Annotated in this window: 15 protein-coding genes and 1 riboswitch; of the genes, 7 read left to right on the top strand and 8 right to left on the bottom strand. The window is 48.4% G+C overall.

Features of this window, described 5'->3' with window-relative positions; translation table 11 throughout:
- Positions 1–608 precede the first annotated feature (608 nt).
- Positions 609–1352, top strand: a complete 744-nt coding sequence (gene nfsA, locus L6442_RS02425; protein ID WP_212978325.1) for an oxygen-insensitive NADPH nitroreductase — start codon at positions 609–611, stop codon at positions 1350–1352.
- Positions 1353–1387: 35 nt separating this feature from the next.
- Here the strand turns inward: nfsA and L6442_RS02430 are convergent, their stop codons facing one another.
- The 6 genes from L6442_RS02430 to L6442_RS02455 form a co-directional block, all read right to left on the bottom strand.
- The gene (locus L6442_RS02430) at positions 1388–2254 is read right to left on the bottom strand and encodes a TatD family hydrolase (RefSeq protein WP_212978324.1); all 867 of its coding nucleotides are present in this window, start codon (positions 2252–2254) and stop codon (positions 1388–1390) included.
- 63 nt (positions 2255–2317) lie between these two features.
- Positions 2318–2809, bottom strand: coding sequence for a DUF3888 domain-containing protein (locus tag L6442_RS02435; RefSeq protein ID WP_212978323.1), 492 nt, complete (start codon positions 2807–2809; stop codon positions 2318–2320).
- 164 nt (positions 2810–2973) lie between these two features.
- Positions 2974–3801 carry an ABC transporter ATP-binding protein gene (locus L6442_RS02440; protein WP_237100352.1) on the bottom strand — a complete coding sequence of 276 codons (828 nt, stop codon included), beginning with the start codon at positions 3799–3801 and terminating at the stop codon, positions 2974–2976.
- A gap of 47 nt (positions 3802–3848) precedes the next feature.
- Complete coding sequence (locus L6442_RS02445) at positions 3849–4610, bottom strand: ABC transporter permease (RefSeq protein WP_212978321.1); 762 nt, start codon at positions 4608–4610, stop codon at positions 3849–3851.
- Complete coding sequence (locus L6442_RS02450; RefSeq protein ID WP_194235454.1) at positions 4607–4900, bottom strand: thiamine-binding protein; 294 nt, start codon at positions 4898–4900, stop codon at positions 4607–4609. The genes L6442_RS02445 and L6442_RS02450 overlap by 4 nt, the downstream gene beginning before the upstream one ends.
- Before the next feature lie 62 nt (positions 4901–4962).
- Entirely contained in the window at positions 4963–6000 is a 1038-nt protein-coding gene (locus L6442_RS02455; protein ID WP_212978320.1) for an ABC transporter substrate-binding protein, read from the bottom strand.
- A gap of 158 nt (positions 6001–6158) precedes the next feature.
- Positions 6159–6270, bottom strand: a riboswitch (TPP riboswitch).
- Positions 6271–6640: 370 nt separating this feature from the next.
- Between L6442_RS02455 and L6442_RS02460 the strand changes: the two genes are divergently transcribed.
- From L6442_RS02460 to L6442_RS02470, 3 genes are read left to right on the top strand one after another with little or no spacing between them, the layout of a single operon-like run.
- The gene (locus L6442_RS02460) at positions 6641–7732 is read left to right on the top strand and encodes a GerAB/ArcD/ProY family transporter (RefSeq protein ID WP_212978319.1); all 1092 of its coding nucleotides are present in this window, start codon (positions 6641–6643) and stop codon (positions 7730–7732) included.
- On the top strand, positions 7729–9162 hold the full coding sequence (locus L6442_RS02465; protein WP_212978318.1) for a spore germination protein: 1434 nt from the start codon (positions 7729–7731) through the stop codon (positions 9160–9162). Before L6442_RS02460 ends, L6442_RS02465 begins: the two co-directional genes overlap by 4 nt.
- Positions 9163–9168: 6 nt before the next feature.
- On the top strand, positions 9169–10308 hold the full coding sequence (locus L6442_RS02470; RefSeq protein ID WP_212978317.1) for a Ger(x)C family spore germination protein: 1140 nt from the start codon (positions 9169–9171) through the stop codon (positions 10306–10308).
- A gap of 27 nt (positions 10309–10335) precedes the next feature.
- Here L6442_RS02470 and L6442_RS02475 read toward each other — a convergent pair whose 3' ends face one another.
- Entirely contained in the window at positions 10336–11556 is a 1221-nt protein-coding gene (locus tag L6442_RS02475) for an MFS transporter (RefSeq protein ID WP_212978316.1), read from the bottom strand.
- Between the two features lie 146 nt (positions 11557–11702).
- On the opposite strand from L6442_RS02475, the gene L6442_RS02480 reads away from it, so the two are divergent.
- The 3 genes from L6442_RS02480 (at position 11703) to L6442_RS02490 (ending at position 15924) form a co-directional block, all read left to right on the top strand.
- Positions 11703–12122, top strand: a complete 420-nt coding sequence (locus tag L6442_RS02480) for a pyridoxamine 5'-phosphate oxidase family protein (RefSeq protein WP_212978315.1) — start codon at positions 11703–11705, stop codon at positions 12120–12122.
- Between the two features lie 242 nt (positions 12123–12364).
- Complete coding sequence (locus tag L6442_RS02485; RefSeq protein WP_212978314.1) at positions 12365–14710, top strand: bifunctional 2',3'-cyclic-nucleotide 2'-phosphodiesterase/3'-nucleotidase; 2346 nt, start codon at positions 12365–12367, stop codon at positions 14708–14710.
- A gap of 173 nt (positions 14711–14883) precedes the next feature.
- Entirely contained in the window at positions 14884–15924 is a 1041-nt protein-coding gene (locus L6442_RS02490) for an EAL domain-containing protein (protein ID WP_212978313.1), read from the top strand.
- Positions 15925–16294: 370 nt separating this feature from the next.
- Here the strand turns inward: L6442_RS02490 and L6442_RS02495 are convergent, their stop codons facing one another.
- Positions 16295–17203 carry a copper amine oxidase N-terminal domain-containing protein gene (locus L6442_RS02495; protein WP_212978312.1) on the bottom strand — a complete coding sequence of 303 codons (909 nt, stop codon included), beginning with the start codon at positions 17201–17203 and terminating at the stop codon, positions 16295–16297.
- Between the last annotated feature and the right edge of the window lie 220 nt (positions 17204–17423).

The following is a 17423-nucleotide window of genomic DNA, read 5'->3' on the forward strand; positions in this document are numbered from 1 at the left end:
GTTAGAGTTTTGCAGTCGTTGATTAGAAGTCGAGTATGATGCGGCAGAAAAAACGAAAAGACCATTTAAAGCCATTTCACAGGCCTAAAATGGTCTTTTTGAAGATATCAGAAAGTATAAATTCGGGGAAAACGCATCCTGATATCGCAAGAAAAACTACCGCTAAAAGCGGTCTGTCTTCTGTGAAAGTACGTCGATAGACGTTTTTCTTATTATTAAGTTAGACCCCACAATAAAGCGGGTTCTTATCAAAATAGCATGACTGGTGCTAAGCTTTTTGGGAGCTCCCGCAAGTTGAACTGGCTGGCCAGGTTTTCAGTCGCCTTCAAGAGCCCGATGTGGCTTATGAACATGTAGCCGAATGGATGCTGAATCATCTCGAGACTTCGGGGCCTTATAAATGGAGAAAACTTATCGGATATTTAGTTGGTGTAAATTTAAAGCTTTGATGCGTCAACGGCTTGGACCGTATTCAAAGCTTATACTCTATACATCCCGGTGTAAGGGAAGATATACTTGGGGAAGATATGGCTTATAAAATTCATATCTCTTACTCGAAAGCGCACCCGAGAGCGTGTTTACAGCAGGAACAAGGAGGAGATTTTCAGATGAATGATACGTTGTCTCTACTGATGAACCACCGTTCCATCCGAAAATATAAAAATACGCCGGTAACCGATGAGCAGCTGCAGGCGATCATCTCTGCGGCGCAAATGGCGTCAACGTCAAGCAACGTTCAGGCGTACAGCGTTATTGCGGTTACGGAACCTGAACTAAAAAAGGAGTTGGCCGAACTCGCCGGGAATCAGGCTTATGTGCGGGAGTGCCCGGTATTTCTCGTCTGGTGCGCGGATTTATATCGTTTGCAGCAGGTAACGGCTGAGCCGCTGCAGGGGCGCGCGTCTTATGCGGATACGACGGAGAATTTTATCGTGGCGACGGTGGATGCCGCTTTGGCGGCCCAGAATGCCGCGATTGCCGCGGAATCACTGGGCCTTGGCATCGTATATATCGGGGGCGTCCGCAACCGTATCGCCGAAGTGTCCAAGCTTCTTGGCCTGCCTGAATTGGTATATCCGGTGTTTGGCATGTGCGTCGGCGTTGCGGATCAGGAGCCTGGACAGCGTCCCCGCCTGCCGCTCGAGTCGGTGCTGCATCTGAACGGATACGCCAAGGTGCAAAGCGTTGAGGCGGTCAAGGCGTATGACGATGTCATGCAGGCTTACCTGCTTGAACGTACCGGCGGCAAAAAGGATACACCATGGTCGCATGTGATGGCTGACAGGCTGGCTGAGCCGATCCGGCTGCACATGAAGGTTTTTTTTGAAGACAAAGGATTTATGCGAAAATAAATGAGTTCATTGACGGATGTTGGTTCTGTCATATGTTATATTCCATAAAAACGTTTGGCATTGCCAAGCAGCTGGCGGCGTGCTTCCGGCAGGGACAAGCCTCGGATCATTCCCCAGGCGGCAGCCACATCGGCTGTCATGCGCGGGTGGGTCGTCTGCCCGGCGAATGGCCCTTCAAACGGCCAGGGGCCGTCGGTTTCCGACATGACGAGATCAGGTGGATACCTTCTTGCCAGCTCACGGGTTTCTTCTTCATACACAATGTCGGGTGTGAAGGAAATGAAGTAACCCTGTTTCGCCATATACCGTACGGTCTCCGGCGACCCCTTAAACCAGTGGAAATGGGCGCGGCGGACATTATATTTGGCGAGCAGACGGCAGGCTGTATCCGCATCTTCATATACGGCATGCAGCACGATCGGTTTGTCTTCCTCCCTGGCAAAAGCAATAAACCGTTCGAGCAGTTCCTCATAAGGAAGGGAATCGAATGACCGACCGGTTTTTACCGCTTCTGTGCGCGTGTAATAGGGTAAACCGACCTCGCCTACGGCGATCATTTCGCCCGTATGCCGCTTCATCCAGGCAAAAAGTTCCTCGATCTCGCCCCCGCTGGGGATGGCCTGCTCCGGATGGAACCCGAAAGCGGGATGGACAAGCTGCGGATACTCGCGAGCCAGCCGCAAATTGTTTCGGGAGGAATCCAGATGCATGGAAACGGCGATGAGTCCCTCGACATTTGCATTTTGTAGCCCGGACAGTATTTCATGCTGCCGGGTTTCATCATAAGAATCCAGATGGATATGCGCATCCACCAGCGGCGCCAGTTCAGCATGATATGCCGGAGTAGACTCATTTTCGGGATGGGCCCGGCCTGACCAAGCTTTTCCCTCAATCTGGTTCATGGAAGCACCTCCTGAACTGTGAAGTTTAGATATTAGTATTTTCATTTCAATCAGTCCGCAAAATTATTTGGGCAGATTACGATATCTTGTATCGCCTGCTGTTTCGCCGGCGCCTTTAAGCAGTTCCTCCAGATTGGGAGGCAGCTCATAAGATTGAAGATGCCTGAAGGCGATGAGTTTCACTTTGTCGGGAAAAAGGGGGGATATTTCGAAGGTCATCCTATCTTTTCCGACGGCGATATGGGATCCCAGGACAGGGGTGGTCTCCAGCGTAATGGAGAAGTGAAAACCGCGGTCCCCTGGCCCGCCGTTGACTCTTTTGGCCTGAATAATGTCGATTTGGTACGGGTATACGAGCGGGTTAGCGGACAGCAGGTTCTGATAATAGTTATTGACTGCGTTCTGGATATCGGGAAGCAGGAACTCCAATACCATGTCCTGGTACAGCAGCAGTTTAGGTTCTTTTGGCTCTTCCCCGGCTGCGGCGGCGAAGTCCGCCGCTATGGCCAGAAACATGCACAAACACAGCAGCAATGCTCGGATTCGGGTTTTCATAGTTTTCACCTCGTACAAAACTATCCCCAGGAGCGGCCCGAATTATTCCAGGAAACACAGCGTAAATCCGCGTTTGTTAAGCACCTGATGACTCCACCATCAATCTGATCCGGCAAGTTTGATTCCATTGGGACGAACCTTAAATCATTCAATTAACCACTGAGTCATCCTTTTAGAACCTTCTGCATTTTCAGCTGCTCCTCACGCATCCAGCCGGATAGCTCGCGTCTTAGCTTGATGAATTCCGGATGCTCGATGATCTCCTCGCTGCGCGGCCGCGGAAACGGTACATCCACCACCTGCAGCACCGAAGCCGGGCGCCCTGAGAACACATAAATGCGGTTGGAGAGCAGCAGCGCTTCTTCAATGTTATGGGTAATAAAAAGCACCGATCGCCGGCTTTCCTCCCAAATATTCAATAGCCAGCGCTGCATGTCGCTGCGTGTCAGCGCATCAAGCGCGCTGAACGGTTCATCAAGGCACATCAGCTCTTGCGGGCTGAGCAGGGCGCGCAGGAAAGCCGCCCGCTGCTGCATGCCGCCCGATAGAGTATGCGGATGGGCCTTTTCGAAACCGCCCAAACCGACCTTGTCAAGCCAATAGCGGGCATTTTCCCGGGCCGCTTGGTCGACGCTGCCCTGTATCTCTTGTGAGAGCAGAACATTATCCTCAATCGTCCGCCAAGGGAAAAGCGCAGGCTGCTGGGGCATATAGCTGATATGCCCCTGCTGTCCGGTTACGTCCGTGCCGTTCATGCGCACCGTTCCCGCGTCGGGTTTGACCAGGCCGCCGATGATGTGAAACAGCGTGCTTTTTCCGCTGCCGGAAGGACCGATAATAGAGACGAATTCCCCTTTGCGGACGGTGAGCGTCACATTGTTGAGCACCTGCAGATTGTCACGTTTACCGCGAAATGCTTTACTGACACCAGTGGCTTCAAGGGCGAGCGGAGGCTCCGCTTGGGCTGTTTCCACTTGGGCGGACGACCGCATTTCTTCTGTTTTTGACATAGGTTACAGCTCCTTTCTTTGTGCCGGCACTAACTTTCTTGCTTTGGCTTCCAGCGTACAAGCCATTTTTCCAGCAAAGCGATCAATCCAAACATCATTAGGCTCAGTGCGACAATGATCATAATGGCGACAAACATACGGTCGGTGCGGTATCCGGCCTTTTGCAGCATCATATAATAGCCGATCCCCTTTTCAGCCCCGATCCATTCCGCGATGACCGCCCCCATAACGCTGTAGGTAGCCGCAATTTTAATCCCCGAAAAGATCGAAGGCAGCGCATGCGGCAGCTCCAGCTTGGTAAATATCTGGCGTTTGTTTGCCCCGATCATCCGCATATAGTTCAGCATCATCCGGTCGGTCTGCTTAAGCCCGCCCATCGTTGCGACGGCAACAGGGAAAAAGCAGACGAGCGTGATCACGATCAGCTTGGGCAGCAGGCCGAAACCGAACCAGATCATCAGAAGCGGCGCCAGCGCAATCGTAGGGATGTTTTGGCTGAGGATCAGCAGCGGGTAGAGGGCCGACTTGAGAAAAGGGATCATATGCAGGATTAGTGCGATCAATAGACCGACAGACGTTCCGATCACAAAACCTTCCAAGGTCAGCTTGACCGTAGCCAAGACATGCCCCCATAAACCGCCGGCTCCCTCTGCCGTTTGTTTTGCGATATCCGCAGGGGAAGGAAGGATCCATTTTTCGATATCAAAAAGCGAAGTACACAGCTGCCAGGCGATCAAAAAGAAGAGGACCGCCACGAAGGGCGGCCAAACATGACTCCACCAGCGTTTCATGGACGGTATTTCTCCGTTAGCCGCTCCATGCTGATGCCGCTGGGATTATGGGCGATTTTGATCTGGGAGATGATGCTTGGGCTGCCGGCTTCGACCAGCGCCGTATGCATGCGGCGCACAACGTCAAGCAGCTCCTCCAGTTCACCTTCCATTGTCGTTTCAAGCGGATGTACCTCATATTTTACGCCGGATTGCTGAATGACCTCGATCGCACGGTCCACATAAGGAATGGAATCCTCGTTGTTTGGAGTTTTGGGAATTACCTGAATGCTAAGCAGGGTATGTGCCATACCTGATCACTTCCTTTTCTTATAGTATGATTGCTGCTGAAACGTTTGGGATAGCGAGCGCTTTACGGCAAAAAGTCATTGGTAAAAGCCTTATCGACATCAAGCGGTTTATCGAGCAGCTTATGCTCGTACATCCAATCGGAATATCCTTTCCAAACCTGCTCTTTCTGTTCGCCCCAACGCGCTGCGTCGTCCTGGTATTTCGGGCTAAGCCATTTTTGGCTGGCGATAACGAGATCTTTGTCGAGTTCAGGTACGGCTTTGAGCAAAATATTAGCCGCATCCTCCGGATTTTTGATCGCATATTCGTAACCTTTGGAAGTGGCGCGCATAAAGGCTTTGACCAGCTCAGGGTCCTCCTGAATCTGCTTCTCATTTGTCACGATGACCGGCGTATAGTAATCCAGCTTATCCGAGAAGTCTTTGACATACATCATATCAAGCGGCTCGTTGCGAAGCTCTGCTTCAATCCCGGTCCAAGCGTAAAAGATCCAAGCGAAATCGATGTCGCGTTTTACCGCCGTAAAGTAATCGGCTTCGCCCATATTGACGAATTTGACCTTGTTTGCATCCGCCTTGTCGTTTTCCATGATCGAACTGATTACAGCCTGCTCGACAGGCGATCCCCATCCGCCATAGGTTTTGCCTTCAAAATCCTTCGGCTTTTTGATGTTACGGTCAACCGGTGCGGCAAAACCGGAGGTGTTATGCTGGATAACCGCCGCAATCGATACCAGCGGCACACCTTGCGTCCGCCCCTGGGTTACATTCTCCTGGATGCTGACGCCGAACGGAACCTTGCCCGATGCCACCATGGCATCCGACCCGCCGGCACCAGGCTGCATGATTTCGACATTCAGTCCTTCTTCTGCGTAATATCCTTTTTCTTTGGCGACATATAGCCCCGTATGATTCGTATTTGGCGTCCAATCAAGAACGACCTTTACATCCTTCAGCTTTTCGGGTTCATTTTCGCCTACAGCGGAGGATGTTTCACCAGAGGTTTTACCCGCGCCGTTTTCGGTGGCCTTGCTGCCGCAGCCTGCTACCAGAATGAGCAGCAGGGTCAGCAGAAGCAGCCCGATTTTCTTTGTTTTCATTGCTTTTCTCTCTCCTTACCAGGTTTCTCCCCTTCATTTGGCGGCAGAATCGTTGATCCGTGTCTGAGAAATGAACGATAAAATCTTCAGTAATTCTATCATTCAACAAAAAAGCGCCCCGCATTCGGGACGCTTAAGGCGCAAGATGGGCATGGCTGTAGCCATGACAAATTGTTTCCTACGCTGGCATTACCCAGATCAGGTTTAAGGGTCAGTATCTTGAAGGGATACAATCTCAGCCGGCCGATTCCAGCACCCCGGTGATTCTTATGAAGTTGATGGGTTTTCAAAGTGTATTATAGCCTTACCTTTGAAAGAATTCAATCCATTCCCGCTTCCGGACCATAAATAAAAAGTATCTGTAGCCGTTCGGCAGATGGAGATTTCAGGTTAGATCAGCTCGGCGCCAAGTTTCTTGACCCGTTCAAGTCCCGCTTCCAAATCATCAACATGAAGTGTTTCGGGAAAGACCGAAGCTATCCGTACAGGATGAAGTATAAATGTTGTAATTTATGCCATTCTAAGGAAATGGAAGGCGTCGGATTTCTTTCCGATACTCTCAGTACTTTTGCTACGCAAAAGCGCCTCTGAGAGGCGTCGGACTTCTTTCCGATACTCTTTGTGGGGTTATTTCAGGAGGATGAGGAAAATTAGAACGAATATTTCGTTTTTGCAATCGATCATGATCATGATGCTGAGTACGGGTCTTCTGAATCATGTCATCGTTATTCCTATATTGCTGGACGCCGCCAATCGTGACGCCTGGATTTCGGCCCTGCTGGCATGCGCGCTTTCGCTGGTCTGGATTATTGTACTGCATTTCGGAATTACCAAACTCAATCAGAAGCATCTGTTTCAGTATCTGGCGAAAGCTTACCATCCTGCTCTAAGCTGGATTCTCGCGTTCTTTGCGGGCATTTACCTATTTGCGATATGTTTGCTTACGACCAGGGATACCGTATATTGGATCCATCTCACCTTTTCCCCTGAGACGCCCATACTGGTCCTCGTTCTCGTTTTTCTCTTGATCTCCGCGTTAAATGCCTATTTTGGAATCCACTCCATAGCCAATACGGCAGGTGTTTTATTGCCTGTTGTCGTTGTTTTAGGTTTCTTTGTCATGCTGTCCAACACGCCTCACAAGGATTACACCTTGCTGAAGCCGATACTTGAGCATGGAATGCAGCCGGTATGGAATGGGGCCGTCTATGTAGGAGCGGGTTTTGTCGAAGTATTTATCCTCTTCTTTTTTCAGCACTATATCAAGTCGCGTTTGTCTTATCTTTCCTTTATGATCATGGTCCTTCTCTTGCTGGGTCTCACCATAGGCCCGTTAATCGGCGCGATTGTTGAGTTCGGCCCGGATGAGGCGGAAAAGCTCCGGTTTCCGGCATTTGAGGAATGGAGGCTGTTGACGATCGGCCGGTACATCGAGCATATGGATTTTTTCAGCGTCTATCAATGGTTTAGCGGCGCTTTTCTGAGAATTTCCTTGAGTATGTTCCTGATACTCGAAGTTTTCCAGGTTCAGAGCAGGAAGGGGAAATTTTGGATGCTGGGAAGTATGTTTGCGGTCATTGTAGTCCTCACAACCATTCCCTTTAGCGATTATTATTTTTTGAAATTGTTGTCTTCTTACGTGCTTCCTTATTCTTTATGGGGAGTGCTCGGTTTTTCCATCATTATCGCCGGGCTGATCGCTCTGGCTCACCGAAGGGGGAATACAGCATGACGCAAAAACATTGGGATTCATTCAAACAGTATGAGGATGCGGCTGCCAGAATGTTTGGTTCAAGTGCCGACATCATACAACAGGTTATCTCTTTGTCGGGTGCAGAGGTGCATCTGGTTTACTGCCAGGGATTATGCGATGTGAAGAAGGTGGAGCAATACATTATTCCGGAATTGAAAAATATCCCTGAAGATATCCTTCGCTCGGATGAACTGAATCTGCAGCAGAAGGTTCCGTTTCACATGGAGCCCCTGCCAATGGACAAGATGGAAGAGGCGATGAAAGAAATCGTGCTGGAAGGCGATCTTCTTCTGGCTTTTACGCCAATGAATCTTCTCTTTTTCGCGAAGGTGGCCGATCCGCCCAAACGCCAGCCGGAGGAGCCGAATACGGAAGTGTCCACGAGGGGGCCAAGGGATGGTTTTATCGAAGACGCGCTGGTCAATATTGCTTTGATCCGCAGACGGCTCAAGTCGGATATGCTCGCGGTAGAAGAGTATACGGCCGGGACCGAAACCGCAACCAAAGTCTATCTTCTGTATCATAAGGATACGATCAAGCCGCATGTTTTACGCGAAATTAAGGATAAGTTGTCGCATCTGCAGGTCAAAGGATTGGTGAGCAATACGCAGCTGGAAGAAAGTTTGCACGGATTTACGTTTTTTCCCCTGATGACATATACCGGTAGGCCTGACTATGCCGTCAATTCGATCCTACATGGCAAATTCGTCATTGTGATGGGTGGTTCGCCTACGGTGCTTATGGCTCCGGTAACCTTTAACTTTTTGCTCAATACTTCGGAAGATGCGCATTTCGTGAATGTCTTTGTGGCTGTTACGAGGTTTTTAAGAATGTGCAGCGCATTTTTCTCCGTGTTTTTGCCGGGCTTTTGGATCGCGCTGAATACATTCCATCAGGATCAAATTCCCTTTACGCTGCTTGCAACCTTAGTGAATTCGAGACAAGGCGTACCTCTTCCGGCTCCGCTAGAGGCAATCGTGATGCTGATTTTGTTTGAGACTTTTCGGGAGGCGGGTATGAGATTGCCTTCCGCTTTCGGGCAGACCTTATCAGTAGTTGGGGGGTTAATTATCGGACAGGCAGCCATCAGCGCCGGGATTGCAGGCCCGGGAACGATCGTTGTGATTGCAATCTCGGTGCTCTCCACGTTTACATTGGTGAACCAATCCTTGATAAGCGTCATCAGCCTAATTCGGATTGTCGTGCTCTTGATTAGCGGGATCCTGGGGTTGTTCGGAACTTTGGTTTGTCTATTGACCCTGGTTCTCTATCTGGGTAATGTGCGTTCCTTCGGTACCCCTTATCTGGCTCCTATATCACCGCCGAAACTTAGGGATATATACAAAATTCTGTTCAGAATGCCGTGGGGCAAGGGGAATTTTACGGACAAATCGAAAAATAAAGGATGAACATGAATGATGAAGCGAATCCAATGCGCCCTTGTCATCATGCTGGTCACCACGCTTCTTACGGGCTGCTGGGGAATGAGGGAAATCGAGCATATGATCTATGTCAATACGCTCGGGGTCGACTATGAAAACGGCAAAGTCGTCGTTTATATCCAAATGGTTAACTTTAGCGGCATAGCCAAGAAGGAGACGGGGCAGGCCCAGAAACAGACGACATCGGTCGGTAAGGCGGAAGGGGACTCGTTTGATACGGCGATCTTTAATTTGTATGCCACAAGTCCGCAAAGGATCGTTTGGAGCAATATAAAAACAATTGTATTCAGCGAATCCGCCCTGAAACACAGCCTTGCTCGCCAGGTTACGGAGGTGTGGGACCGTTATTATGAATTCCGTTATACCGTCTGGGTCATGGCGACCAGTGAGCCCATGGAAAAAGTATTTAACACCCCATCCATAAGCCAATTGTCGGTGATCTATTCTCAGCTGAATAGCCCTATGCGCACCTACGAACAAAGCTCGATAATCGCTCCGTTGTATTTGTACAAGTTTATATGGAAATGGAAAGAAAAAGGGGAGACCGTTCTTATACCTCATCTGAGAGTCGCGAGGGGTTGGACGGAAGGCAAGAAACCTTCTCCGAATGTCAGCATGTCGGGAGTTTGTTTTTTAGATAATCAGCAGTATCGGGGCTGCCTGAAAATGAAGGATATTTTAGGCCTTCGCTGGTTGGAGAAAAAAACGAGAAGAACGCCGCTGCCTATAAAAAAAGAAAAACAGGTAAAGGCGTTGATGGTGATGAATAAAATTAAATCTTCCATTCACCCCAAGTTGAAACGCGGCAAGCCGGTCTTTGACATCAAGGTCTCCATGCAGGCTACGCTCCCATCGTTAAACACGAGTCTTCATAAGAGAAAGCTGGAGCTGCAGGCGACAAAAGTAGTTAAGGATCAAATAATGGGGACCTACTTAAAAGCTTTGGAGATGGATGTTGATGTTTACGGGCTGTCAGCAATACTCCGCCGCAGCATGCCGGATGCTTGGCATAAACTGAGCAAAAAAGGCAAAATTCCGCTTGATCCGAGCAGCATTCAAAACATCGAGATTAAGGTCGATTTGGTCAGCGGCGGCATTTCCAAGATGAAGTAATATGCAGACAGCCGCCGCTGATGAGAATTATCCGGAAACTTCTTGACGCCCGTTGTATTGCAGCTGTCTTCGCTCAATTCGGAAGGCCGCAAAGCTTAGCAGGACCATGAAAAGCGTAAACAAAGCGAGCAGCCATGAGGTTTGGTTGGCATGCAAATGATCCATGCTCCAGCCGGTGAACAACGGAAGGATCGCACCTCCCACGCCCCCGGCCGCAATGAGAATGCTTGGCGTGGATTCCTCGCTGCCTTCAAGCAATTTGCTGGCAAAGACGAGGGTGATCGAGAAGATGCCGGACATAAACAGGCCAAGCAGCAAAATCACGGCAAAGGACGACCAGATGTTTGAGGTGAAAGGGAACACGGCCAGCAAACCAAGAGTAACGATACAGCTAACCAGGACATATACACGGTAATGGATGCGTTCGGCGACGGTGCCCGCGAAAATCCGCCCCACTGACATCGCGATCCAGAAGCAGGTTACGCTGAGCGCGGCTCCGGCTTCCTTCATGCCGATTTTTTCGATCAAGATGGCCGGCATAAAATTAGCGAGACTCATCTCTGTACCGACGTAAAGGAAGAAAAATAAAATAAACATCAGCAGAATCCCAAAAGATTTGCCCTGATAGGGAAAAGGCTTCTTTCCGGAGGACGTGCCGGCACTGTCGGCGCCTGCCGCCGATGTTTTTGCCCTCAGCGCGGCATCGATTTCTCCGAAGGAGCTTTTGGACCAGAAGAGAAAGGTCACCAAAGCAAATAATGAAATGACAAGAAAAGAGAAGCGCCACCATCCTTGGGTGATTAAGCCGCTGGCAATCAGCGGCATGATCATGGCGCCTACGCCGAAAAAGACTTCCAAACGGCTCATGGCGACGGCCGTCTTGTCTTTGATCGCCGCAATGATAATCGTTCCGATGACGGCCTCGATCATGCCGAAACCAAAGCCGGCGCATAAGGCAATCGGGTAGAGAAGCCCCCATGGGGGAAGCAGCATGTATGTAAGCTCGGCTGCGCAAAGCAGGGAGATTGCGATAAGCACCCCGCCTCTTTTGCCGAATCGGCGGTTCAAGATGGGGGAGACAAGCACACCCGCCAGAAATCCGGCGAACTGCGTGAATATGAGTGTTCCGCCCTGACTGTATTCGCGGCCATAATGCTCAAGCAGTACCGGAAGAACGGAGCCCAGTACGACATGGGCCAAGCCGATCAAAAAATAGGATAAACATCCAATCCAAATCAAACGTTTCATGATAGCTCCTTTAGTGGCATATTTGCTTTTATCCGGATGGATTGTCCGAATCGCTGGTTAGCATTATGTTCATCATACAGGAGAAACCGCTCTAAAGTCATGAATCTTGAAAAATCCGGTTTTTAATTGAAAGGAGAATTGTGCATATGGAAGCCCGGATCGTTATGGAACAAAACATCGTTAAAATTTTGGACCACCATGAATACTGCGCCTTTGCCACCGTGGAAGGAAACAAGCCCAAGCAGCGGTACATGATGCTTTACAACAGGGGACTCAGCATTTATCTCGTTACGGACCGCAAAACGCATAAAGTTATGGAGCTGCAGGAAAACCCGCATGTTTCGCTGTTGTTCGGTTATGAAAACGGGTGTGCCAAAGGATCTGCCGAAATCGAAGGGACCTGCACAATAACAGATGACCGGGAACTTTGCGAGTATCTCTGGAAACCCGAGTTCAAAGACAAATTCACCGGACCCGAAGACCCCGATTACGTCATTCTAAAAATCAATCCGGTTCGCATTGTATATGTTTCGGAGAACGGCGATAAACATGAATGGATCGAATAAAAGAATCCGCGGATAGCAATTTTTCAGGACAAAATATATATGTAAAACCTTATATAATGCCTAGGACAGGGTCCCTGGTATTATTTTTTTTGCAAATGGATGCATTTGTCTTTATTTTGGCCTGAAATCAATATAAACTACTAATGTGGACCGGATGAATTAACCGCTGGACGTTTTTTGGCAGCGGTTACAATCAGGTCCGCATACTTGTCTTATCAGGTATATATAATAGGAGGGGTAAAATGTCGAAGTCCCGCAAAAAAGTAGTTAAAAGCATCACTGCCGCCGTCGTTGCCATCAACGTGCTGGCACTTCCGTTTGTCGCTTATGCCGACGGAAGCACATCAAACTCGAAAGTTAAGATTCGTTTGATGGAAACATCCGATTTGCATGTTAACATGGTCAATTACGACTATTATGGGGACAAGCCTACGGATGAATACGGATTTGCCAAAACGGCGAGCCTGATCAACGCGGCGCGCAAAGAAGCCAAAAACAGTCTGCTGTTCGATAACGGCGATCTCCTGCAAGGCAATCCGCTTGGAGATTATGTGGCCAAAGTCAATCCGTTGAAACCGGGCCAAATTCATCCCGTGTACAAAGCGATGGATTTGATGAATTACGATGCGGGCGGCGTAGGAAATCATGAATTCAACTACGGACTCGATTTTCTGAAATTGGCTGAACAGGGAGCCAAATTCCCGATCGTTAACGCTAACATTTACAAAGACGACGGGGATAAAGATGAAAGCAATGACGTGAACTATTTTACCCCTTATACGATCCTGAACAAAAAAGTGATTGACGAAAACGGCCAGGAGCAAACCGTCAAGGTTGGCGTGATTGCTTTTGCGCCTCCGCAAATCATGCAGTGGGACAGCGCGAATCTGGTCGGCAAGGTGATCGCCAAAGATATCGTCCAAACCGCCAAGAAATTCGTGCCGCAAATGAAAAAAGAAGGCGCCGACATCATCGTCGCGATCCCTCACTCCGGCTTCGAGGATATCCCGCAAACGGATTTGATGGAAAACTCCGTGCTGTATCTGAGCCAGGTTGAAGGCATTGACGCGATCATGTTCGGCCATGCTCATAAAACCTTCCCTAGCGCCGAGTTTAAAGGCAAAAAAGGCGTTGACCTCGAAAAGGGCACCATCAACGGCGTTCCTTCCGTCGAGCCCGGGTATTGGGGGGACCATCTCGGAATCATCGATTTGGATCTTGAAAAGGTAGACGGCAAATGGAAAGTCGTTGACTCCAAAACCGAGACCCGCGCTGTATATGACGTTGCGAACAAAAAGGCTTTGGTTGATGCCGATCAAAAAATTATCGATGCCGTTAAAACGGAGCATGAGGCAACGATCGAATATGTTCGCGGTCCTGTAGGCAAAACTTCAGCGCCAATCACCAGCTATTTCGCACTTGTGCAAGATGATCCGTCCATTCAAATCGTCACGAATGCCCAAAAATGGTATGTGGAAAAAAATCTGAAAGGTACGGATTATGAAAAACTTCCGGTTCTCTCTGCAGGAGCTCCATTTAAAGCGGGCGGGCGCGCAGGAGCATCGTATTATACCAATATTCCGGCAGGAACGATCGCCATCAAGAATGTTTCCGACCTTTACGTATATCCTAATACCGTACATGCGGTAGTAGTAAACGGCGAAGAATTGAAGAACTGGCTCGAATGGTCAGCAGGCCAATTTAACCAGGTCGATCCTTCCAAATCAACGGAGCAGCCGCTTATCAATAACGATTTCCCAACGTATAACTATGATGTTATCGATGGCGTGACTTATCAAATCGATGTAACTCAACCTAATAAATATGATCTGAAAGGCAATGTGGTCAATCCGGATGCAAACCGCATCAAAAACTTGCAGTTCAATGGCAAGCCGATTGATCCAAAGCAGAAGTTTGTCGTAGCTACAAACAACTACCGTGCTTCGTCTTCCAAGCTGGCGAATCCGGACGGCAAACGGATCATTATGGCGGCTCCGGACGAAAACCGTCAGGTGATTATCGACTATATCCGCGAGAATGGCACGATTAATCCTACCGCTGACCATAACTGGTCGTTTGCGCCGGTTGACAAGAAGCTGAACGTAACCTTTATTTCTTCGCCGGATGCGAAGGATTTGGTAGCGAAGAGCAATAATATGGCATATGTAGGAGACGGCGGAAACGGATTTGCGAAGTATTCCTTGGACCTGTCCGTTAAGGCGGAAGCTCCTGCAGCCGAAACGGCTAAGCCGTCAACGGCAGCAGAGACGACTCCGGCAGCAGAAACGACTCCGACAGCGACTAAGGAGGAGCCAAAAGCAGAGGCAGCGGAAGCGAAACCTGCCCAACCTGCCCAACCTGCCCAACCTGCAACCAAGCCGGCGACACAACCGGAAAACACTAAGCCGGCCGCACAACCGGAAAACGCCAAGCCTGCGACCAGCGGCAAGGTCTATGTCATTAAAAAAGGGGATAACCTGTATCGCATCGGACTGCGTTTCGGTGTTGATTGGGAAAAAATCGCCAAAGAAAATGGAATCACTAACGTACGCGGCCTTAAAATTGGCCAGGAAATCGTAATTCCATAAGTAAAATGTGACATATATTATAGATGAAAAACAAGCTGGCGGTTGATCTGTAACCGCCAGCTTGTTTTGTAAAAATAATCCTTGGAAATTCATAAAACCTCACACACAAAGTAAGGAGGTCGTGCTATAATCAAATCAACAATTTTCGGCAAAATATGCCAAGGAGGGACTACATGAGCTGCCGTGGATGTACCGCTATACAACCTATAGAAGATCAAGGCATGGTCAGGCTCAGGCCCAATCATGATCTGATGTCTGCTGTAATCCATGAGAAGAAGCTGGCATCGGAATCGAGCAGGGAAATGATGAAGGTGGAATACAGCTCGCAAGACGAATTGTTGGACCTGATGCAAAGTCTGCATACGCTTCCGGAGCAGATTGTAAACGGAACAGAAATTTCGATTACCGGCCTGAGCCAAAATGCCAACCAAAATCCATGGATTTCTCTATCCCAGATGAAGGCCCGCATGGATCATTCCAATGTCGCTGAAATTATCAGGCAGGGGAATTTCGTCAGCCATATGCAGCCCATTGTAGACGCCTCGCAAGAAATTATCGGCTTTGAGTTTCTGCTTCGGCCTGCGCCCGGGGGAGCGGCGTTTAATCCGTACCATTTGTTTGAAGTGGCAAGGGAGACCGGCATGCATTCTTTTTTGGACAGAGCAGCGCGCATTTCCGCGATCGAAACCAGCGCCAAGTGGCTGCCGCGCGGCATAAAACGTTTTATAAATTTTCTCCCGTCATCCATTTACAATCCGGAATATTGCCTGAGCCATACGTTTAAAACGATAGACCGACTGCATTTGGACCCTGAGGACTTTGTATTCGAGGTTGTGGAAACGGAACAAATCGACAATATGGATCATCTCTTACGCATTTTTAAGGCCTACCGCGACCATGGGATGAAAGTGGCGTTGGACGATGTCGGTTCAGGTTACTCGACACTGGAAGTCATGTCTTTATTGCAGCCCGATTACGTCAAAATCGACCGCAGCTTAATCGACCATTGCGATCAGGACCCCGCCAAGCAGGATAAAATTATGAGCATCTTGGGCCAAGCGGAGAAATTCGGGGGAAGGGTTCTAGCCGAGGGGATCGAGAGGCAGGAAGAGTTTGATTTTTGCCGAAGTTCCGGCATTCATCTTGCACAGGGGTATTTATTTGGCAAACCGGCGGAACGCCCTCCGTTTCAAATGCAAATTCGGGCAGTGTAGCATGAGGAAGTACATAAAGTATTAAATTTGAACGTATAAAGAAATAAGATGAAAAGCAAAGAATTTGTTGCATTAAGTTTTTGAATGTATGTATTTAAGTCAAAGCAATCCCTTCGCATTTCTGGTGGAAATGGAAGGGGTTGCTTTTTGGGTTATGGTAAAGCATGGAGGGAGAAGGATTTGCGGAGAAGCGAAACGTCCGCCTAAAAGTTTACCGTAGGAAAGCTAGCATCGAAAACATACGCTTTATGAGCGGATTTCGGCCATGAATGAGTTAAATCAAAGAAACCCGGGAGAAGGACTCTTTTTAGTGTCCGTTTCCCGGGTCACAGCCAGATGAATGGCGGCAGGCATTTTCTTCAAATCATACTTAATCAGTTCTCTTTTCGCCCTCTATCTCTTTAATAAACGGTTGGGTTCTGTCTGTATAATTGAATTTTCCAAGTTCCTTGGCCTTGCCGTCTTTGCCTACAACTCCATAGTCGACCATGCCACCTAAAAAATAGTCGGTAAAATAGACGTATTGATCGCTGCCTGACGGACGTTTGCCCGATTCTTGGATAATGGATTGAGACAGGTTTGAGATGATGTCTTTGTCATCCTGTTGTTTAGCAAAGTTCAGTTTGCCTGCCCAAATTTGCCATGCGGCTTGATCTTTGACTTCATAGTATTTTATAATATCGCCTTCAAGTACAAAGAATCGTTGAGTTTTACCATATGGGAAATAATATTTCGATATGTTGCTTTCGCTTATTGTTGGAATTGGGTCGTATAAACTGATATGCGGCAAAGATAAAACGGCGGCTCGTGCTTTAACGATATCTTTGCTGTTTTCGGCTCCTTCAGTATTTGAGTTGTAAATCACGGCCGTTCTGGTTCCAGCATCCCATACAACATTTGCTCCCAAAGACTCGCCAATGAATTTTAAAGGGACGTAAACGGTACCCTTCACATTTTTCGGGGGGGTATCCAATGTTAATTTCGAGTTTCCCTGATATGCAATTTTACTGTTTACCGTCATTTTGACGGTTTCTTTGGATTTCGAATTTGCAACCGTTATAGAGTTTGTTTTGCCATCCCATTCCACCTTGAAAATACGCATTAGAGTTAATGCACGAATAGGAACCATCGTGGTTTGATTGATGATGAGGGGTTTTTGATCCACCTGTTTAACTCCGTTCACATTCAGGTTGGCTGATGAAGAGGGGGCCGCCATTACCGAACTGCTGATCGAGAAAGCGAGCAGTAACGATGAAGCGGCTATAAAGATCTTTTTCATGAAAAATGACTCCTTCTTATAGAATTTCGACATGTTATTTTTGGGTCAGAAGTTATTTTTGCCCATCTATATGAATGACGAAAAAAATACGATTTTGTTTCGCTGAAAATGATAAAAATTGGATAGTTGATTGAGAGACAAAAAAGGCCGCCCCTAGTTAAATAACCTAAGGGCGGTCCATTTTCGTAGCCATTCATTTGTGAATTTTTATGGTATGGTC

The sequence above is a fragment of the Paenibacillus azoreducens genome (assembly GCF_021654775.1).
In the GTDB taxonomy this organism is placed as follows: domain Bacteria; phylum Bacillota; class Bacilli; order Paenibacillales; family Paenibacillaceae; genus Paenibacillus_AQ; species Paenibacillus_AQ azoreducens.